At 55.9% G+C, this 18,379-nt stretch carries 18 protein-coding genes; 9 read left to right on the top strand and 9 right to left on the bottom strand.

Translation table 11 applies throughout. The features are described from left to right. Nucleotides 1–95: 95 nt before the first annotated feature. From ACN28Q_RS23415 to ACN28Q_RS23390, 6 genes are all read right to left on the bottom strand, one after another. On the bottom strand, nucleotides 96–290 hold the full coding sequence (locus ACN28Q_RS23415; RefSeq protein ID WP_095848531.1) for a hypothetical protein: 195 nt from the start codon (nucleotides 288–290) through the stop codon (nucleotides 96–98). Beyond that, complete coding sequence (locus ACN28Q_RS23410; protein WP_095848530.1) at nucleotides 287–484, bottom strand: hypothetical protein; 198 nt, start codon at nucleotides 482–484, stop codon at nucleotides 287–289. The genes ACN28Q_RS23415 and ACN28Q_RS23410 overlap by 4 nt, the downstream gene beginning before the upstream one ends. A gap of 267 nt (nucleotides 485–751) precedes the next feature. Further along, on the bottom strand, nucleotides 752–2,089 hold the full coding sequence (locus ACN28Q_RS23405) for a c-type cytochrome (RefSeq protein ID WP_095849177.1): 1,338 nt from the start codon (nucleotides 2,087–2,089) through the stop codon (nucleotides 752–754). A gap of 12 nt (nucleotides 2,090–2,101) precedes the next feature. Further along, nucleotides 2,102–3,886, bottom strand: a complete 1,785-nt coding sequence (locus tag ACN28Q_RS23400) for a GMC family oxidoreductase (RefSeq protein ID WP_095848529.1) — start codon at nucleotides 3,884–3,886, stop codon at nucleotides 2,102–2,104. A gap of 2 nt (nucleotides 3,887–3,888) precedes the next feature. Next, nucleotides 3,889–4,614 (bottom strand): gluconate 2-dehydrogenase subunit 3 family protein, encoded by a 726-nt coding sequence (locus ACN28Q_RS23395; RefSeq protein ID WP_095848528.1) that lies wholly within the window; start codon nucleotides 4,612–4,614, stop codon nucleotides 3,889–3,891. Between the two features lie 304 nt (nucleotides 4,615–4,918). After that, nucleotides 4,919–5,590, bottom strand: a complete 672-nt coding sequence (locus ACN28Q_RS23390; protein ID WP_095849176.1) for a transglycosylase SLT domain-containing protein — start codon at nucleotides 5,588–5,590, stop codon at nucleotides 4,919–4,921. Nucleotides 5,591–5,927: 337 nt separating this feature from the next. Between ACN28Q_RS23390 and ACN28Q_RS23385 the strand changes: the two genes are divergently transcribed. The 5 genes from ACN28Q_RS23385 (at nucleotide 5,928) to ACN28Q_RS23365 (ending at nucleotide 10,535) form a co-directional block, all read left to right on the top strand. Then, nucleotides 5,928–6,839 (top strand): metal ABC transporter substrate-binding protein, encoded by a 912-nt coding sequence (locus ACN28Q_RS23385; protein ID WP_095848527.1) that lies wholly within the window; start codon nucleotides 5,928–5,930, stop codon nucleotides 6,837–6,839. Further along, the gene (locus ACN28Q_RS23380; RefSeq protein ID WP_095848526.1) at nucleotides 6,836–7,729 is read left to right on the top strand and encodes a manganese/iron ABC transporter ATP-binding protein; all 894 of its coding nucleotides are present in this window, start codon (nucleotides 6,836–6,838) and stop codon (nucleotides 7,727–7,729) included. The genes ACN28Q_RS23385 and ACN28Q_RS23380 overlap by 4 nt, the downstream gene beginning before the upstream one ends. After that, nucleotides 7,729–8,592: a metal ABC transporter permease gene (locus ACN28Q_RS23375; RefSeq protein WP_095848525.1), complete on the top strand. Its 864-nt coding sequence runs from the start codon at nucleotides 7,729–7,731 to the stop codon at nucleotides 8,590–8,592. Before ACN28Q_RS23380 ends, ACN28Q_RS23375 begins: the two co-directional genes overlap by 1 nt. Continuing rightward, nucleotides 8,592–9,434: a metal ABC transporter permease gene (locus ACN28Q_RS23370; RefSeq protein ID WP_095848524.1), complete on the top strand. Its 843-nt coding sequence runs from the start codon at nucleotides 8,592–8,594 to the stop codon at nucleotides 9,432–9,434. The genes ACN28Q_RS23375 and ACN28Q_RS23370 overlap by 1 nt, the downstream gene beginning before the upstream one ends. Nucleotides 9,435–9,668: 234 nt before the next feature. After that, nucleotides 9,669–10,535, top strand: coding sequence for a fructosamine kinase family protein (locus ACN28Q_RS23365; protein ID WP_095848523.1), 867 nt, complete (start codon nucleotides 9,669–9,671; stop codon nucleotides 10,533–10,535). Nucleotides 10,536–10,555: 20 nt separating this feature from the next. On the opposite strand, the gene ACN28Q_RS23360 is transcribed toward ACN28Q_RS23365, so the two are convergent. Then, on the bottom strand, nucleotides 10,556–11,113 hold the full coding sequence (locus ACN28Q_RS23360; RefSeq protein ID WP_095848522.1) for a YniB family protein: 558 nt from the start codon (nucleotides 11,111–11,113) through the stop codon (nucleotides 10,556–10,558). A gap of 181 nt (nucleotides 11,114–11,294) precedes the next feature. Here ACN28Q_RS23360 and hxpB point away from each other — a divergent pair, with 181 nt between their 5' ends. The 3 genes from hxpB (at nucleotide 11,295) to ACN28Q_RS23345 (ending at nucleotide 14,272) form a co-directional block, all read left to right on the top strand. Continuing rightward, entirely contained in the window at nucleotides 11,295–11,960 is a 666-nt protein-coding gene (gene hxpB, locus ACN28Q_RS23355) for a hexitol phosphatase HxpB (protein ID WP_095848521.1), read from the top strand. A gap of 218 nt (nucleotides 11,961–12,178) precedes the next feature. After that, complete coding sequence (locus tag ACN28Q_RS23350) at nucleotides 12,179–12,727, top strand: metal-dependent hydrolase (protein ID WP_095848520.1); 549 nt, start codon at nucleotides 12,179–12,181, stop codon at nucleotides 12,725–12,727. Nucleotides 12,728–12,880: 153 nt separating this feature from the next. After that, nucleotides 12,881–14,272: an L-cystine transporter gene (locus ACN28Q_RS23345; protein ID WP_145957823.1), complete on the top strand. Its 1,392-nt coding sequence runs from the start codon at nucleotides 12,881–12,883 to the stop codon at nucleotides 14,270–14,272. Between the two features lie 64 nt (nucleotides 14,273–14,336). On the opposite strand, the gene kdgR is transcribed toward ACN28Q_RS23345, so the two are convergent. Continuing rightward, nucleotides 14,337–15,128 (bottom strand): DNA-binding transcriptional regulator KdgR, encoded by a 792-nt coding sequence (gene kdgR / locus ACN28Q_RS23340; RefSeq protein ID WP_095848518.1) that lies wholly within the window; start codon nucleotides 15,126–15,128, stop codon nucleotides 14,337–14,339. Between the two features lie 224 nt (nucleotides 15,129–15,352). Here kdgR and ACN28Q_RS23335 point away from each other — a divergent pair, with 224 nt between their 5' ends. Beyond that, the gene (locus ACN28Q_RS23335) at nucleotides 15,353–16,747 is read left to right on the top strand and encodes an MFS transporter (RefSeq protein WP_095848517.1); all 1,395 of its coding nucleotides are present in this window, start codon (nucleotides 15,353–15,355) and stop codon (nucleotides 16,745–16,747) included. A gap of 73 nt (nucleotides 16,748–16,820) precedes the next feature. Here ACN28Q_RS23335 and htpX read toward each other — a convergent pair whose 3' ends face one another. Further along, complete coding sequence (gene htpX / locus ACN28Q_RS23330) at nucleotides 16,821–17,699, bottom strand: protease HtpX (RefSeq protein WP_095848516.1); 879 nt, start codon at nucleotides 17,697–17,699, stop codon at nucleotides 16,821–16,823. Nucleotides 17,700–18,379 lie beyond the last annotated feature (680 nt).

The following is an 18,379-nucleotide window of genomic DNA, read 5'->3' as shown; positions in this document are numbered from 1 at the left end:
CCGGCTGGAAACGGCAATAACGGTGGGAAGGAAGGCAAGCACAAATAAAAACCAGGCGATGGGGCATCACCAGGCTGGCGGGCACGGCAAAACGGCTATTTAAACAACGCCATCAGCCAGAAGAAAAACAGCGTAAGCACGATGATAACAACGGTTTGCACCGTTTTTCTCAGCAACCGATCCGTACCGATGCGGGTCACCGTCAGTTGTGAATCCAGCAAGGAAAGCACCGGCACGATCAGCAGAATATAAGCCAAGATAATCAGCGATGTTACTGCGGGGTTATTCATGATGCCCCTCCATTACGGGTTACCGGGTTGGCGAAACCAATGATATGCACCAATACACGCGCACTGCCGGCGCTGAAAGTCGCGTATTCAACGCTGCCCTGCTGATGCGGCACATCCTGCACAAGCGGGTTTAGCGATAGGCTGCCAAGCGCCTTCAGCAATTTTTTTCTGTGCCTTTTCGAGTGATCGACCATCCTACCTCCAGCAATACAGCAACGTGCTCAACGCCATTGCGGCGGGCCAGCAGACATACCCGCGCAACCAATAAGATTATTATATTGTAAACGATAATCATTATCAATTATGGTTGAGTAAAAAATTGCAAATTTCACGTAAGACGAAGGACTGGCTCGCCTTTGCCCGGCTGGCGCTATGGCAGCGATAAAAAAATGCCAGTCAGGATGAACTGACTGGCATCATACTGGCGGCTGGATGAGACGTTTATCCAGCGATAAGCGCCGTTACCTGGCCGCTTCGGGATGATCCTGCACCTGGGCGCTGCCCATGGCTTTGGCGTCAGCGATCATTGAACGATCGTTACGCACTTTGGCAACCTCTGAAGCGGTAATCGGTTTGGCCTTATTGCCCCAACTGCTGCGGATAAAGTTCACCACATCTGCGACCTGATTATCGTTCAAACGCCATCCAAACGGCGGCATGGTGATATTGGAGACGGCGCCCTGCACCGCCGGCGTGGTATTGCCGGTCAGCACAATATGAATCAACGACGTCGCATCGTCCGTCTGCACCACCGCATTCCCTTTCAGCGCCGGGAAGGCGCGCGAGTACCCCATGCCATCGGTACGGTGGCAGGCGGCGCAGTTATCCACGTACACCGCGGCGCCGGGCTTGCTGTCATTGCCGCGCCACAGTTCCCTGGCCGCGCTATCCTCAACCGGCACCGCCTGTGACTCTCCGCCCTTCGGCGCCAGTGTTTTCAGATAACGGGCGATGGCGGTGATGTCGTCATCGCTCAAGTATTGCAGGCTGTGCTCAACCACATCGCTCATGCCGCCAAACACGATCGACTTATCGTTGCGCCCGGTTTTCAGGAACTCGCGCAGCTCGTCTTCACTCCAACTGCCGAGGCCATCACGCTGCTCGCCACGCAGACTGGAAGCCACCCAACCGTCGATAGGCGCATTGCTGCCGGCAAGGTACTCATCCCCGTCTTGATTGCTCAGCGCTTTCTCTTGCATGGTGATGCTGCGCGGCGTATGGCAGGCGCCACAGTGCCCCAGCCCTTCCACCAAATAACGGCCGCGTTCGATCACCGGATCAGCATTGGCATCAGCGACAAAATCCGCCGGTGCAGGCGCAAAAATACCGCGCCAGATACTCAACGGCCAGCGCATAGACAGCGGCCATGGAATATCGGATTCCTGGTTCGTCTGCTCCACCGGCGCCACGCCATGCATGAAATAGGCATACATCGCGCGCATATCGTCTTCTTTCACCAGGGCAAAAGACGGATACGGCATCGCCGGGTATAGCGTGCTACCGTTTTTGGCAACGCCTTTACGCACCGCCTTGTCAAAGTCGTCAAAGCTATAATCACCGATACCGGTTTTTTTATCCGGCGTGATGTTGGTGGAATAGATCGTGCCGATCGGGGTCGCCATCGCCAGGCCGCCGGCAAACGTCTTACCGCTGCTGCCATTGGTATGGCAGGCCACGCAGTCGCCGGCACGCGCCAGATATTCGCCGCGCTGGATCAGTTCACTGCTGACCGTGGCGTCCTGCGCCCAGACCGAAAAACTTAACGCACTGGCCAGCAGTGCGGGTGCAAAAACTTTCATCATCAGCCGTCCTTATGCCTGTACCAGTGGGCCTGGGTTCTTCAGATACTGCTCGCGGATCGCACGCGCAGACCAATATGCCAGTGCCGCTACGGTGCCGGTTGGGTTATAGCCCAGCCCCTGCGGAAACGCGGATGCACCGATGGAAAAGACGTTGTGCACATCCCAACTTTGCAGATAACGGTTCACCGCGCTGGTTTTCGGATCTTCCCCCATCACCGCCCCGCCGTTCATATGGGTGGTCTGGTAGCTGGTGGTATCGAAATGGCTGTTGGCGTTCTTCGGGCTGCCGGTGATCAGTTTCGGCTTCATCGCTTTGGCAATCGGCGCCATTTTTTCATACATGAACTGGGCCATGCGGATGTCGTTCTCTTGCCAGTCGAACGTCATGCGCAGCAGCGGTTGGCCGTAGATATTTTTATAGTTGGGATCCAGATCCAGGTAGTTCTGACGATAAGACTGGTGCGCGCCGTGCGCATCCATCGACAGATGATGGGTATAGGCATCCGCCACTGCCGCCTTCCATTTGCTGCCCCACGCCGGGGTGCCCGGCGGGGTCGGCAAGCCGGAAATCGGCTTGGTGCCCGCCTGGTTGACCCACATCGGCGAGCCGCCCACAAAACCGGCCTGCGCGTGATCGAAGTTATCCGCGTTGAAATCGTCCACCCCGACGCCGTTACCGCCGGCGCCGATGAACGGGTTGGTGAAGGTGTCTTTATCAAAGAACGCTTTGATGGTGGTCATGTTCTGGTAAGCGAAATTGCGCCCGACCACACCTTCGCCCGTCAGCGGATCATACGGTTTGCCGATGCCAGACAGCAGCATCAGGTGCACGTTATGGAACTGGAATGCGCCCAGGATCACCAAATCCGCCGGTTGTTCAACCTCACGCCCCTGGGCATCAATGTAGTTAACGCCGGTGGCGCGGGTTTTATCGTCGGTCAGGTTGACCTTCAGAACATAGGAATTGGGGCGCAGTTCGAAACGTTTTTCCCTGCGTAGCGCTGGCAGGATATTGACGTTCGGCGAAGCCTTGGAATACATGTAACAGGCGTAGCCGCTGCAGTAGCCGCAGAAGTTGCACGGCCCCATCTGCGCGCCGTAAGGGTTGGTATAGGAATCAGACGTGTTCGCCGAAGGCAGGTTATACGGGTGGTAGCCCACTTCCAGCGCCGCTTTTTCAAACAGTTGCGCCGAGAAGGTGTTTTTTTGCGCCGGCAGCGGAAAGTCGTCAGAGCGATCCGGCGCAAACGCGTTGCCGCCCTTGCCTTGGCCAACCAGTTTGCCCTTCACCGTCCACGCAGTGCCGGAGGTGCCGAACACCTTTTCCGCTTTGTCGTAAAACGGTTCCAGTTCGTCGTAGCTGACGCCGAAGTCCTGAATGGTCATGTCCGGCGGGATAAAATGCTTGCCGTAACGTTCTTCATAGTGGCTGCGCATCCGCAGCTCAATCGGATCAACGCGAAAATGCACGCCAGACCAGTGCAAACCCGCCCCGCCCACGCCGGTGCCCGGCAAAAAGGCCGCCAGTTGGCGATACGGCATGGCGGTTTGGCTGGTGTTGTGGCGAATGGTCACCGTGCTCTTCGACAGATCCTGGAACAGCTTGCGGCGAATGTTATAGGTTAACTCATCGATCACCTGCGGGTAGGAGCCGTCCGGGTAGGTATCGCGCATTGGGCCGCGCTCCAGCGCCACCACGTCCAGGCCGGCTTCGGTCAGTTCTTTCGCCATGATGGCGCCAACCCAGCCGAAGCCAACGATCACCACGTCCTTTTTCTTCATTAAATTGGCCATCGTTACCCTCTCTCCCCACGAATTGATACCGGTGGGAAGGGATAACGTTCCCCTCGCTCAACCCAGTCCATAAAGTCGGCGCGTGCGCCCGGAAAGTTAATCAGCGTCCAGCCCACCATGCCTTTATTGCCGCCATGGATAGGATCGCTGAAGAAGCCTTCACGGGTGTTTTGCAGCAGGTAAGAGAAAAACAGCGCGGACGGCACTTGCTCAAACTGCGCCGCGCCGGATTCGAATTGGCTTAGCAGCGCATCCTGCTGTGCACCGTCCAGTTCGTTAAAGGCTTTGCCGGCGGTTTTTTTGCTATAGGTTTGCGCATCGGCGATGCCCAGATTGTAGATTTGGCGCGGCACCAGCGGCAGTTGATAGCCCAGCTCTTTCGGCGCCTCCGGGTGAAACGGGCCTTGCATATACCAGATAGCACCGGTGGCATAGGGAGTATTCATCTGGCGATCGATAAACTCCGGCACGCCGGCTTCCAACGCGCCGGCGCCGCGATCGTCTGCCGGGATCAGGCGGGCCACGGCGGCCTGAATAAAGGCCCATTCTTCCGGGGTAAAGAACGTAGGCTGATAGTCATTTTTGGTTTGCGTGGCGTTGGCTGCTTGCGCCGCCGCAGGGGCCACCAGCGCCCCTACGCTGCCACTGCCGATCACTGCTGCGGGGATTAAGGTCATCGATTTTAATAAAAAATCGCGCCGTGAATTATGAGTTATATTGTCCGACATATCACATTCCATCCAAAGATAATCACAACTATTTAACCTCAACCTTGTTTCTTATGCGGCTTTTAAACACACTTTGTAACTTTTTTATCTATTTATTGGATGCAGGGATGTGAACGTTAACAATGAAGTTACCGGTAACGTATTGAATGAACGTAAAGTTTTCTCTATTAAGGTAAATTTAGCTTTTAGTGCGATTTTTTCACTAACAGTGTGGGATTAGCCGGCTTTTTGAACAGCCCCACCAGGGGCGAGAAAAAACAAAACCGGCCTGAACGGCCGGTTTTAGCATGAAAGGTTTGGCGTTTTACTGCTGTATCGCCATTGCCTGATAAGCAGTGTTCACTTTCCACAAATAGCGCGGCGCCTGCGGCGCGGGATGGTTGCGCTGAATATGCTGATAAAACGCTTCCGGGCTCATCTGGTTGATGCGGTTAACCGCCACCCGTTTATCCTGGGCAAAGGTACGCAGCATCGCGCCCGCGCCGTTGACATAGGAAACGATGGTGGCATAGCGCAACGTCTGGGGGTCGTTGATACCGGCAAGCTGTTGGCTTTGAAGAATATTGATATAGGCGGTTCCCAGATCAATATTAACCGCGGGATCCTTCAGCTCGCGCGAACTTGGTTGGCCGTTTTTGCCTTTCATACGGTAAGCATCGCGGCCGGCGGTTGATGCCTTCAGTTGCATCAGCCCCACCGCATTGGATGTGCTGACCACGTTTGGGTTAAACCCGGATTCAACCTGAATAATCGCCTTGATCAGCGTTTCATCAACGCCATAGCTGTTTGCCGCCTGGCGGATGTAGTCATTATAAGCAACGGGCGTGCCGGTATGGTTATTTGCCCCGCTCTGTGGTGGCTGTAACCAGCCATTACGCGGCTTGCCGCTGCCTGAATTATTATCCGCCGTCCGCGGGCCTTGCGCGCACCCCGCTAAAACCATGATTGCCACCAGGCAGCCTATTTTTAAATTCACAGAATTCGTCACCCCTTTCAATAAGTTGCGCAGCATATCCGGCTAATATGAATGCCAGTATTAATTTATTAGACTAATCTTACGCTATTCATATACCAAGGGAGGATTTACGAGTCAATCAGCAGGCGCCTGTTTTGCGGTGGTATTTCATTATTAGCAGGCGCTGCAGAACCCGCGGAGACTTAAATAGTTACACCCTGACACACAACATGATATAAATTCCCCAGTGGTTGTTTGTTATTAAGCCAAAAGTCATATTCAAACACGCTCTATAGGCTCTTGACTTCCGCTCAATTGATATTGATAATCATTTTCATTTGAGACGAAAGGAGTCATCATGTTTTTGAAATCCCCATCCCTCTTGCGCCCTCTGGTGCTGCTCTCCCTGCTGTGTTGTGCCCTTTTCGCCAGCCACGGCGCGTTCGCCGAAAAGAAACTGCGCGTCGTCACCACCTTCACCATCATTCAGGATATTGCGCAAAACGTGGCGGGTGATGCCGCGATCGTGGAATCCATCACCAAGCCAGGGGCGGAAATCCACGATTATCAGCCCACCCCGCGCGATATCGTTAAAGCGCAGCATGCCGATCTGATCCTGTGGAACGGCATGAATCTGGAACGCTGGTTCCAGCGTTTCTTCGATAACATCAAACAGGTGCCTGCCGTTGTGGTAACCGATGGCATCACCCCATTGCCAATCCGCGAAGGGCCGTATAACGGCAACCCCAACCCACACGCCTGGATGTCGCCGAGCAATGCCCAAATTTATATCGAAAACATCCGCAAAGCGTTGGTGCAATATGATCCAGCCAACGCAGAAACCTACAATCGTAATGCCAAGGCCTACGCCGCCAAAATCGCCGCCCTGGATGCCCCACTGCGTGAACGCCTGGCGCGCATCCCTGCAGGCCAACGCTGGTTGGTGACCAGTGAAGGCGCATTTAGCTACCTGGCGAAAGACTACCAGTTGCAAGAAGTTTACCTGTGGCCGATCAACGCCGATGAACAGGGATCGCCGCAGCAGGTGCGCCGGGTGATTGACGCCGTGCGCGCCAATAATATCCCTGTGGTATTCAGCGAGAGCACCATTTCCGACAAGCCCGCCCGGCAGGTGGCAAAAGAGACCGGCGCCAACTATGGCGGCGTGCTGTATGTCGATTCACTGTCCGCTGCCGATGGCCCGGTACCGACATATATAGATCTGCTGAACGTGACCGTACAGACCATTGCCAAAGGATTCAACCAATGAAGACAGAGGGGGCCTTCATTCGCCCGGAACTGCACGTTGATAACGTTACCGTCACCTATAACAATGGCCACACCGCAATTTTTGATGCCAGCTTTACGCTGGCCGGCGGCACCATCTGCGCCCTGGTGGGGGTAAACGGCAGCGGTAAATCCACATTGTTCAAAAGCATCATGGGGCTGGTGCGCCCCACCCGCGGCAGTGTGCGGCTCAATAATCGCCCGGTGGCACAGGCGCTGAAGAAAAACACCATCGCCTATGTGCCGCAAACCGAAGACGTTGACTGGAACTTCCCGGTGCTGGTGGAAGACGTGGTGATGATGGGCCGCTACGGCAAAATGAATTTTCTGCGTATTGCCGCCAGGGAAGATCGGCTGCGCGTTGATAACGCGTTGGCGCGCGTGGGCCTAAGCGAACTTCGCCAACGCCAGATCGGCGAGCTTTCCGGCGGCCAAAAGAAACGCGTATTCCTGGCACGCGCCATGGCCCAGCAAGGTTCGGTGCTGTTATTGGACGAGCCGTTCACCGGCGTGGATGTCAAAACCGAAAATGCCATCATTGATCTGCTGCGCGCGCTGCGGGATGAAGGCCACCTGATTCTGGTGTCCACCCATAACCTGGGCAGCGTGCCGGAGTTTTGCGATCGGGTGATCCTGATTAACCGCACCGTGCTGGCCGCCGGCCCGACGGAAACCACCTTCACCCAAAGCAATCTGGAGCAGGCCTTTGGCGGCGTTTTACGCCACATCAACCTCTCCGGTTCCGCACTGCATGACGATAATGATGCCCGCAGCGTCACGGTGCTGACCGATGATGAACGCCCGGCGGTGTTTTATGGCCACACCAAGAGCGATCCGCCAACCCAGCGCCAGTCAACGGAGAAACAGCCCTGATGATGGAACTGCTGCTGCAACCCTTTCATTATAATTACATGGTGAAGGCCATCTGGGTCAGTGCAATAGTCGGCGCAGCCTGCGCCTTTCTTTCCGCCTACCTGATGCTGAAAGGCTGGTCGCTGATGGGCGATGCCTTGTCCCACTCGGTAGTGCCCGGCGTGGCGGGCGCTTATGCCCTTGGGCTGCCCTATGCCGCCGGTGCTTTTTTTACCGGCATGTTGGCGGCGCTGGCGATGACGCTGGTGCGCCATGTGACCCGTTTACGGGAAGATGCGATCATCGGCTTTATTTTTTCCACTTTCTTCGCCGTGGGGCTGTTGATCATCTCCCTTAACCCCACCTCGGTAAATGTGCAGTCAATCATCTTTGGTAATATTCTCGGCATTGCTGATGAAGATGTGCTGCAGGTCGAGATCATCATCGGGGTTTCCCTGGTGATCCTGTGCCTGCTGTGGAAAGATCTGCTGGCCGTGTTCTTTGATGAAAATCATGCCGTCTCGATCGGTCTTTCTCCGCTGCGCCTGAAAATCCTGTTTTTCACCCTGCTCAGCGCCTGCACCGTCGCCGCATTGCAAACCGTCGGGGCGATACTGGTGATCGCCATGGTGATTACGCCGGGAGCCACCGCCTATCTGCTGACCGATCGCTTCAGCCGCCTGGTCGCCATCGCGATTCTGATTGGCATGCTCACCAGCGGCATTGGCGCCTATATCAGCTTCTTCCTGGATGGCGCCACCGGCGGCGTGATCGTTACCCTGCAAACGCTGGTGTTCCTGCTGGCGTTCGTGCTGGCGCCCAAACATGGCCTGCTGGCCAACCGACGCCGCGTGGCGCGCGCTGAACATGCGGAGGACAACTGATGGAGACGCTCTATCAACTGCTCAGCGAGCCTTTCGCCTATCCCTTTATGCTGCGGGCGATCATAGCCGCCATCGTCACAGGCGTGGTGTGCGCCGTGCTGTCTTGCTATCTGGTGCTGAAGGGCTGGTCACTGATGGGCGATGCTATTTCGCATGCGGTGTTGCCCGGCATCGTGCTGGCGTTTGTGCTGGGTATTCCGCTGGCGATCGGCGCCTTTCTTTCCGGCATTTTCTGCGCAGTGGCCACCGGCTACATGAAGGAAAACAGCCGGGTGAAAGAGGACACGGTGATGGGCATTGTGTTTTCCGGCATGTTCGCACTGGGCCTGGTGCTATTTGCCCGTATCGATACGGATCAGCATCTGGCGCATATCCTGTTTGGCAACATGCTGGGCATTACCGACGGTGAGTTGCAGCAGACCCTGCTGATTGCCGGGATTACGCTGGCGGTGGTGCTGTTAAAGCGCAAGGACTTCATGCTGTATTGCTTCGATCCCAACCATGCACGCGTTATCGGGCTGCCAGTGAAGCTGCTGCACTATGGCCTGCTTTGCCTGCTGGCTCTGACCATTGTCGCTTCGCTGCAGGCGGTGGGGGTTATTTTGGTGATTGCTATGCTGATTGCGCCCGGCATTATCGCCTTCCTGCTCTGCCGCAGCTTTGATCGCATGCTGATCGTCGCCACGGTGGTTTCCGTCTTCTCCTGTGTGCTTGGCACGTTAATCAGCTTCCACATCGATGGCGCGACCGGCCCGTGCATTGTTATCGTGCAGGCGGTGTTGTTTGTCATTACCCTGCTCTATGAGCGTTTAAGTAAGTTACAACGTCACCCAGCCAGCTAACGCTTCCGCATAACGGCGGCCACGCGCCGCCGGTTTTCATTCCCCCACGATTAACAGCCAATATTGCGAGCCAGGCCTGTACTTAATTTAACCAATCACGTATATATTCAGTGCTAATACGGCGCGGGGCCAAATAAGGCGGCCGATGATCTCAGTCTGTGCGCCGCTTCGTATTCTCACCGCAGTTAAAGACGTTAAGCTAATGAAACAGCAGGCAACACGGAGGGGAAGACCATGTGGCAAGCTATTAGCCGTCTGTTAGGCGAACACCTTGGCAGTGCAGAGATCCGTGAACGAACCGAACTCCCCGGTGGGGAAATCCACCCGGCGTGGCGCGTCGGCTATGGTGAACATGAGGTGTTTGTGAAGTGCGACACTCGTGAGCTGTTGCCGGTTTTCACCGCCGAGGCCGATCAGCTCGCCCTGCTGGCGCGCAGCAATACCGTGAATGTGCCGCAGGTTTATGGCGTAGGCAGCGGGCGCGACTACAGTTTTCTTCTGCTGGAATACCATGCGCTAAAACCGCTGAATGCCCACGGCGCCTACTGCCTGGGCCAACAGTTGGCCCACCTGCATCAGTGGAGCGAGCAGCCGCAGTTCGGCCTGGATTTCGATAACGATCTTTCCACCACACCGCAACCCAACGCCTGGCAGCGCCGCTGGGCGCAGTTCTATGCGGAACAACGGATCGGTTGGCAGTTACAGCTCGCCGCGGAAAAGGGCATGACCTTCGGCGATATCGACCAGATTGTCGACATCATCTACCAGCGCCTGCAAAACCATCAGCCCCAGCCCTCGCTGCTGCATGGCGATCTTTGGCCTGCCAACTGCGCCCTGGCGGCGCAAGGCCCGCTGCTGTTTGATCCCGCTTGCTACTGGGGCGATCGCGAATGCGATCTGGCGATGCTGCCGTTATACCCGGAGCTGCCCGCCCAGATTTATGACGGTTATCAGAGCGTATGGCCGCTGCCGGCGGCGTTTATTGAACGCCAGCCCGTGTACCAGCTGTATTATCAGCTCAACCGCAGCAACCTGTTTGGCGGCCAGCATCTGGTGGCGGCACAGCGGGCGGTGGAAGCCTTGCTGCACAACGACGCATAACGCGCCGCCGCGCCCGGCGCTTAGCCGGCGGCCAGTTGGCCCAACAGTTTCAGTACAAAATAAGCCACCAGCGCCAGCACCACCGGCAGGATATACAACGGGAAGTATTGCAGGAAAATGGTGTGGTGCGGCAGCGTAATACGCGCTTCAAGTTGTTCACGCGTATGCCCTTCGCTGCCCTTCGCCTGCTCCAGGATCATTTGGTCTTCCAGCCCCTCACGGATAAACTTCACCTGGCGCGACATGCGCGCACCGGAAGCCTGAAGCGCCAGCCCGACGAAGATCAAAAAGTAGATGACAAGAAACATCAGGTTGGCGCCGCTGAATACGCTTTTATCAACGTCCGGTACCGGCGAGTTGTACCAGAAAATATTCAGAAACGGCGTATTAAAGCGCACCATATCCACCATGACGTGAACAAAATCCAGCATAACCGCATTGATGCCCTTGGTTTTTTCGCTGTGCTGATAAACAAAGCTCAGCAGTGAAATCAGCGTTGAGAGCAGTGCCGGGATAAAAACCACCCACCCCAAAATGCGTTTCACAATGGCGATACGCCCTGCCTGTTGATACGTCATTCCTTCCCCTTGTTAGCGACGCAGTCGAGAGGCTAAGTTTACCCGCAGTTGGCAAACCGCGCCCACCGTTTTCTTGATTTATAGCAGGATCATGGCGCGGCGGTGGGCAAAAAGTTTAGTCTGGCGGGCCGTGGTGGTAGAGTAGCAGCCCCACTCACCAAGCCCACAGGAGTTGACCTTAATGGCTTATTCGCACCGTATTGATACCGCTATTTTCGACATGGACGGTCTATTGATTGATTCTGAACCGCTGTGGCTGCAGGCCGAACTGGATACCTTCTCCGCACTGGGGCTGGATCTGTCCGAGCGCCACAAACTGCCAGATACCCTGGGTTTACGTATCGATCTGGTGGTAAAACTGTGGTACCAGGCGATGCCATGGCAAGGTGCGTCACAAGAAGAAGTGACCAAACGGATCATCGAGCGCGTGATTGAGCTGGTTAACGAAAAGCGCCCTCTGTTGCCCGGCGTGCGCCAGGCACTGGAACTGTGCCGCAGCCTGGATCTGAATATCGGGTTGGCTTCTGCATCCCCGCTGCATATGCAGCAGCAGGTGCTGAAAATGTTCGATTTGGAAAACTACTTCGATCAGTTGGTTTCTGCCGAATACCTGCCGTACAGCAAGCCGCATCCGCAGGTCTATCTGCTGGCCGCAGAGCGCCTGGGCACCGATCCCCTGCGCTGCGTGACGCTGGAGGACTCCTTCAACGGCATGATTGCCACTAAGGCGGCGCGTATGCGCTCCATCGTGGTTCCCGCAGCGGAAAACCGCCATGATGCCCGCTGGGCGTTGGCCGACAGCAAACTGAACGCCCTCACCGAGCTCACCGCAGAGCACCTGTCTTAACCTCCATCCCCCGAGCAGGCACCATACGGCCAATGCGCCAACGTGGTGCTGCCCACCATGCATTGCTCATTCGCTAAGCTATTTCAGCCAAAAACGCACCAAGCCGTTATAAAATCAGCTAAAAATACACGATTAGTTACAGCGTCACGGGTTTTACTGCCGGTGAATATACATTATACTGGATAAATTACCAGCTCAACATCCGGAATAACCATTGCATGACCGCGGAAGGGCACCTTATTTTCTCTGTCGCTTGCGCGATCCTGGCGAAGAAGGCAGAAGTGACGCCTGATATCGCCAGCGGCGACTGGTGGCACATCATTCCTGGCGCCTTGCTGACGTCGCTGCTGCCGGATATCGATCACCCCAACTCGGTGCTGGGGCAGCGGTTGCGCTGGGTTTCGGCGCCGATTGCCCGCGCCTTCGGCCACCGCGGTTTTACCCACAGCCTGTTGGCTATCCTCGGCGGCATCGCGCTTTTCCACATGAATATCCCCCGCGGTTGGTTTATCCCAGCCGACGCCCTGCATGCCATGATTATCGGCTATTTCAGCCACCTGCTGGCCGATATGCTCACGCCCGCAGGCGTGCCATTGCTGTGGCCCTGCCGCTGGCGTTTTTGCCTGCCGCTGTTGAATTCGCAAAAAGGGAATCAACTGGAGCGTGCGCTGTGCCTGTGCCTGGTGGCTTTTGCGCTTTATTGGCAGGGCGGCTATACCTTCCCGGTTCAATCGTATGTCGAACAGATAAAAAACTTCAGGTTTTAACGCTGCACGCGCCCCCGCCCTGGAAATAGCAAAATATTATATTTAATTCCATTCCAGTATAAGCTGCGCCAACACCTAACTGTTAGGATACGCGGCTTGCTACAGTTTGGTGCGTAGCTATATTGAAATAAGTAAATATTATGGAGAATCGGGATGAATCTACCACTCGTTGTCAACGTACTGATTTTTGCCGCCCTGCTGCTGCTGTTGGCGCAAACCCGCCATAAGCAATGGAGCCTGGCGAAAAAGGTCTTGGTGGGTCTGGTTATCGGCGTACTGTTTGGCCTGGGCCTGCAATGGGTATACGGTGCGGACAGTCCGGTACTGAAGGCCTCTATCAGTTGGTTTAACATTGTCGGTAACGGCTATGTACAACTGCTGCAGATGATTGTCATGCCGCTGGTATTCGCCTCGATTCTGAGCGCGGTCGCCAAGCTGCATAATGCCTCTTCGCTTGGGAAAATCAGCGTGCTAACCATTGGCACCCTGCTATTTACTACGCTGATTGCCGCGCTGGTCGGCGTGCTGGTCACCAACCTGTTCGGCCTGACCGCTGAAGGGCTGGTGCAAGGGGCGCAGGAAAGCGCTCGCCTGTCGGCGATTGAAAGCAACTATGTGGGCAAAGTGGCCGATCTGAGCGTGCCGCAGTTGGTGCTGTCTTTCGTACCGAAAAACCCGTTTGCTGATCTGACCGGCGCCAACCCAACCTCCATCATCAGCGTAGTGATCTTTGCCGCGTTTCTGGGCGTGGCGGCGTTGCAACTGCTGAAAGATGACGCAGCTAAAGGCCAGCGAGTGCTGACCGCTATCGACACCCTGCAATCCTGGGTGATGAAGCTGGTACGCATGGTGATGAAACTCACCCCCTACGGCGTGCTGGCGTTGATGACCAAAGTGGTGGCCGGTTCTAACATTCAGGACATCATCAAGCTCGGCAGCTTTGTGGTCGCTTCCTATCTGGGCCTTGGCATTATGTTCGTCGTGCACGCCCTGCTGCTGTCACTCACCGGCGTGAACCCGGCCAGGTTCTTCCGCAAAGTGTGGCCGGTACTGACCTTTGCCTTCACCAGCCGTTCCAGCGCCGCCAGCATCCCGCTGAATGTGGAAGCGCAAACTCGCCGCCTAGGCGTGCCGGAATCCATCGCCAGCTTCTCGGCCACCTTTGGCGCCACCATCGGCCAAAACGGCTGTGCGGGCCTGTATCCGGCCATGTTGGCGGTTATGGTCGCGCCGACCGTCGGCATCAACCCGCTGGATCCGGTTTGGATCGCCACGCTGGTAGGGATTGTAACCATCAGCTCCGCTGGCGTTGCCGGTGTGGGCGGCGGTGCAACCTTCGCCGCGCTCATCGTCCTGCCGGCGCTCGGCCTGCCGGTCACCCTGGTCGCCCTGCTGATTTCCGTGGAACCGCTGATCGATATGGGCCGCACCGCGCTGAATGTCAGCGGCTCGATGACGGCCGGCACCGTGACCAGCCAGTTGATGAAGCAAACGGACAAAACCGTGATGAACAGCGAAGACGATGTCGAGCTGGCCCATCGCTAAACCTGCCGCTTAATCGCCTCTCCCGATGGGGAGAGGCGAGATTCCGCGCTCATTGGCGCCATGCCTAAAACGGATAATCCCCGTAGCCCATTTGTTCAGAAATTTTCCGCCCCGCCGCCTGCAACCGCGCAATGTAATCCGCTTTAACCTGTTCAGAAAACCGAATGGTCGGGAATGAAATGCTCAGGCCAGCAATCACTACGCCGAAGCGATCAAAAATCGGCACCGCAATACAGCGCAGGCCGATTTCTTGCTCTTCGTTATCTTCGGCAAACCCCTGTTGCCGCACCTGTTCCAGCGCCGGCAGCAGCTCGGCAACGCTGCCCAGAGTGTTTGGCGTGCTACGCGTAAAGACCACGTCAGCAAGGATGGCGCTCGCCTCATCTCGGCTACGCCAGGCCAAAAGCACTTTGCCTATCGCCGTGCTGTACAGCGGGTTACGGCGGCCAATACGTGAATACATCTGCAGGTTATACAACGCATCAATTTTATGGATATACACGATGCTGTCGTCATCCAATGCTCCGACGTGAATGGTTTCGCGGGTATATTTCGACAGGTCACGCATCTGAACATCCGCAATGCGGATCAAATCAACATTCTGCAGCGATAAGGCCCCCAGCTCGAACAGTTTGAGCGTCAGCGAGTACTTTTCCGTGTCTTCTTCCTGCGCCACATACCCCAGCGCCTTCATGGTTTGCAAAAAACGGTAGACCGTGCTCTTGGACATCATCACCCGTTGGGCAAGCTCGGTAATACCGAGTTCGCGCGCGTCGCCGAGCGCCTGCAGGATACCGAACACCTTCAGCACCGATGACACCGCGTCGGGTTGTTTGTCTGGCTGTGCATTGGCCATCGTTTTTCCTTACGAACGTTCTGTTTTATCAAGTTAAACCAGGGTGCAGTATAGGAGCAACGCCCGCCGCCAGCAATCAGGCTGCCAGCAACCATCACCTATGCGGCCAATATAACGGCGCTTATCATCGCTATTTACAATTAGCGCGCCACAGAAGAGTGATTTCATCGGCGATTATGATTAGCATGTTAACTTTCCCCCGGATTAACCACCTCAGGACTGATATGGGTTCTTGTACCGATGGGCTTCCCCTTCCCCAGCGCTATGGCGCGATCCTGTGCATCGCACTCGGCATTACCGTTTCCGTATTGGACGGCGCCATCGCCAACGTTGCATTGCCGACGATCGCCCGCGATCTGAACGCCAGCCCGGCAGCCTCGATTTGGGTAGTGAATGCCTATCAATTGGCGATCGTCATTTCACTGCTTTCGTTGGCCTCGCTGGGCGATATGATTGGCTACCGCCGCGTTTATCAAACCGGGCTGTTGGTCTTTAGCATCACCTCACTGTTTTGCGCGCTGGCGGACTCATTGCTCACCCTAACCATCGCCCGCGTGCTTCAGGGGTTTGGCGCCGCCGCCATCATGAGCGTCAACACCGCGCTGATCCGTATCATCTACCCGCAAAAGATCCTGGGGCGCGGTATCGCCATCAACTCGCTGATTGTCGCGTTCTCCTCCGCGGCAGGCCCGACTATCGCCTCAGCAATCCTTTCGGTGGCCTCCTGGCAGTGGCTGTTCGCCGTTAATCTGCCCATCGGCATCCTGGCGCTGCTGCTGGGCCTGCGATTCCTGCCGGCCAATAGCCAGAAAAGCAACAATAAACGTTTTGATCTGATCAGCGCACTGATGAATGCATTGACCTTCGGGCTGCTGATCAGCGCCATCAGCGGCTATGCCCAGGGCATGAGCCTGCGGCTGATCGCCGGTGAATTGGCGCTGCTACTGGTTATCGGCTATTTCTTCGTGCGCCGCCAGCTCAGCCAGGCGTATCCATTGCTGCCGGTGGATCTGCTGCGCATCCCGATTTTCTCGCTGTCGATGGGCACCTCCATCTGTTCGTTTGCCGCCCAGATGCTGGCGATGGTTTCGCTGCCCTTCTTCCTGCAAATCGCCCTGGGGCGCACCGAGGTTGAAACCGGCCTGCTGCTGACGCCATGGCCGCTGGCGATTATCGTGGTCGCGCCCATTGCCGGGCGCCTGATAGAACATATTCATGCGGGGTTGTTAGGCGGCATTGGCCTTTGTGTCTTTGCCCTGGGGCTATTCTTGCTGGCGCTGCTGCCGGCGCAACCGACCAACGTCGATATCATTTGGCGTATGGTGCTGTGCGGCGCGGGCTTTGGCCTGTTTCAGTCGCCCAATAACCACACGATCATTTCCTCCGCACCGTCTAACCGCAGCGGCGGCGCCAGCGGCATGCTTGGCACTGCGCGTTTGCTGGGCCAGACTTCCGGCGCCGCGCTGGTGGCGCTGATGTTCAATCTGTTCCCCCATTCAGGCACGCATGCATCGCTGGTGCTGGCCGGTATCTTTGCCGCCGTGGCCGCCGTGGTCAGTAGCCTGCGGATCACCCAGCCACGCGCCGCACAGGCGGGAACCCAGGGTGATCATCGCTGACGCGGCGTACGCCGGCCAAAAAAAAACCGCTCGCCTAAGCGAGCGGTTTTTCTGCAAGCTAAACCGACTAACGTTACTTCAGATATTGGCCGGAACGCAGCGCTTCAATACGTTTATCCAGCGGCGGGTGCGACATGAACAGCTCGCTGAACGACTTGGATTTACCATTGATGCAAAATGCCATCATGCTGCCCGCTTCCTGCGGTTCATAGCTGGTTTTCAGGCGTTGCAGCGCGGCGATCATTTTCTCGCGGCCCACCAGTTTGGCAGAGCCGGCGTCGGCATGGAATTCGCGGTAGCGCGAGAACCACATGGTAATGATGCTCGCCAGAATACCGAACACCAATTCAAGCACCATCGATACGCCGAAATAAATCATCGGGTTGCCGTTGCCTTCCCCCTCGCCGTCACGGTTGCCCAGGAAGCCGGCGGCCACCTGCGCAATCAGGCGCGAAATAAAGATCACGAAGGTGTTCACCACACCCTGGATTAGCGTCATGGTCACCATGTCGCCATTGGCAATGTGGCTGATTTCATGCGCAATCACCGCCTCGGCCTCATCGCGGCTCATGTTTTGCAGCAGCCCAGAGCTAACGGCAACCAGCGATGCGTCGCGGCGTGCGCCGGTCGCAAAGGCGTTGATATCCGGTGCGTGATAGATAGCGACCTGCGGCATGGCGATACCCGCCTGCTGCGCCTGGCGGCCGACCACGTCAACCAGCCAACGTTCCGTTTCATTACGCGGCTGTTCAATCACTTCTCCGCCCACGGAGCGCAGCGCCATCCATTTGGACATCAGCAGTGAAACAAACGCACCGCCAAAGCCAAACAGGCCGGCCATGATCATCAGGCCCTGAACGCTACTGGATTGGATTCCTGTCAGACTGAGCACCAGTCCGAAAACCAACATCACCGCCAGGTTGGTGAGCAGGAACAGAGCTATACGCATCATAAAATGTTTGCTTCCTCGTAAATGTTAACAAATGCTGCCAAAGATACCCTTGATCGTATGGGCATCGGTCACAATTTCAAGTGCCACCTGTGATTAACCTACTAAAAATACGAAACTTTACAAAATCAGCGTTTTCGACAGGGATTGCTAATTGTAAACGGTTGTTGCATTAAAACGTAAGATTTAGCGAATTAGATCGGAGTGACACTGGCAGCGCAGGGAAAGAAACAAAAAAACCACCCAGAAGAGTGGTTTTTTTGTTTCCCCCGAGATTAGCGGTCTCAAGGAGAAATGACGCAAGCACAAGACGAAGATGACTATAACCGCCCTACTTATTTTTTTCAACCTATCCCCCCTATCATCTCTAACGACACGAAACATCCCAACAAATTCATATGAATCCAAGCCAACCAATAAAATCAAATAATTTCAAACAAATAGCAGGGTAATGGTATGATTCTGCCCGGCCCCTCTCACCGACTAGCAATCGGTCACCGACCTTCGGATAGGGAACCTGAATACCGTAAACGCAAGCACAAGACATGCTTGCATCGTTGCGGTTCTGTCGGTGGAGCTTCAATGGTTGCGGTTTAAACGGAACCGCACAATGAAAAGACACTTTTGTGTTCTGCTCATTGTTTTTGGTGGGGTCGTTGGTACTGTGAAAGGAGGCTGGTCAG

The organism is Gibbsiella quercinecans (assembly GCF_002291425.1).
In the GTDB taxonomy this organism is placed as follows: Bacteria; Pseudomonadota; Gammaproteobacteria; order Enterobacterales; family Enterobacteriaceae; genus Gibbsiella; species Gibbsiella quercinecans.
The sequence above is the reverse complement of the archived record's forward strand: the minus strand, read 5'-3'. Positions and strand labels throughout refer to the sequence as shown.

Excerpts from the sequence above, each read along its gene's own strand:
- ACN28Q_RS23415 (WP_095848531.1), bottom strand. The coding sequence starts at position 290 with ATGAATAACCCCGCAGTAACATCGCTGATTATCTTGGCTTATATTCTG.
- ACN28Q_RS23410 (WP_095848530.1), bottom strand. The coding sequence starts at position 484 with ATGGTCGATCACTCGAAAAGGCACAGAAAAAAATTGCTGAAGGCGCTT.
- ACN28Q_RS23405 (WP_095849177.1), bottom strand. The coding sequence starts at position 2,089 with ATGAAAGTTTTTGCACCCGCACTGCTGGCCAGTGCGTTAAGTTTTTCG.
- ACN28Q_RS23400 (WP_095848529.1), bottom strand. The coding sequence starts at position 3,886 with ATGGCCAATTTAATGAAGAAAAAGGACGTGGTGATCGTTGGCTTCGGC.
- ACN28Q_RS23395 (WP_095848528.1), bottom strand. The coding sequence starts at position 4,614 with ATGTCGGACAATATAACTCATAATTCACGGCGCGATTTTTTATTAAAA.
- ACN28Q_RS23385 (WP_095848527.1), top strand. The coding sequence starts at position 5,928 with ATGTTTTTGAAATCCCCATCCCTCTTGCGCCCTCTGGTGCTGCTCTCC.
- ACN28Q_RS23380 (WP_095848526.1), top strand. The coding sequence starts at position 6,836 with ATGAAGACAGAGGGGGCCTTCATTCGCCCGGAACTGCACGTTGATAAC.
- ACN28Q_RS23375 (WP_095848525.1), top strand. The coding sequence starts at position 7,729 with ATGATGGAACTGCTGCTGCAACCCTTTCATTATAATTACATGGTGAAG.
- ACN28Q_RS23370 (WP_095848524.1), top strand. The coding sequence starts at position 8,592 with ATGGAGACGCTCTATCAACTGCTCAGCGAGCCTTTCGCCTATCCCTTT.
- ACN28Q_RS23365 (WP_095848523.1), top strand. The coding sequence starts at position 9,669 with ATGTGGCAAGCTATTAGCCGTCTGTTAGGCGAACACCTTGGCAGTGCA.
- ACN28Q_RS23360 (WP_095848522.1), bottom strand. The coding sequence starts at position 11,113 with ATGACGTATCAACAGGCAGGGCGTATCGCCATTGTGAAACGCATTTTG.
- hxpB (WP_095848521.1), top strand. The coding sequence starts at position 11,295 with ATGGCTTATTCGCACCGTATTGATACCGCTATTTTCGACATGGACGGT.
- ACN28Q_RS23350 (WP_095848520.1), top strand. The coding sequence starts at position 12,179 with ATGACCGCGGAAGGGCACCTTATTTTCTCTGTCGCTTGCGCGATCCTG.
- ACN28Q_RS23345 (WP_145957823.1), top strand. The coding sequence starts at position 12,881 with ATGAATCTACCACTCGTTGTCAACGTACTGATTTTTGCCGCCCTGCTG.
- kdgR (WP_095848518.1), bottom strand. The coding sequence starts at position 15,128 with ATGGCCAATGCACAGCCAGACAAACAACCCGACGCGGTGTCATCGGTG.
- ACN28Q_RS23335 (WP_095848517.1), top strand. The coding sequence starts at position 15,353 with ATGGGTTCTTGTACCGATGGGCTTCCCCTTCCCCAGCGCTATGGCGCG.
- htpX (WP_095848516.1), bottom strand. The coding sequence starts at position 17,699 with ATGATGCGTATAGCTCTGTTCCTGCTCACCAACCTGGCGGTGATGTTG.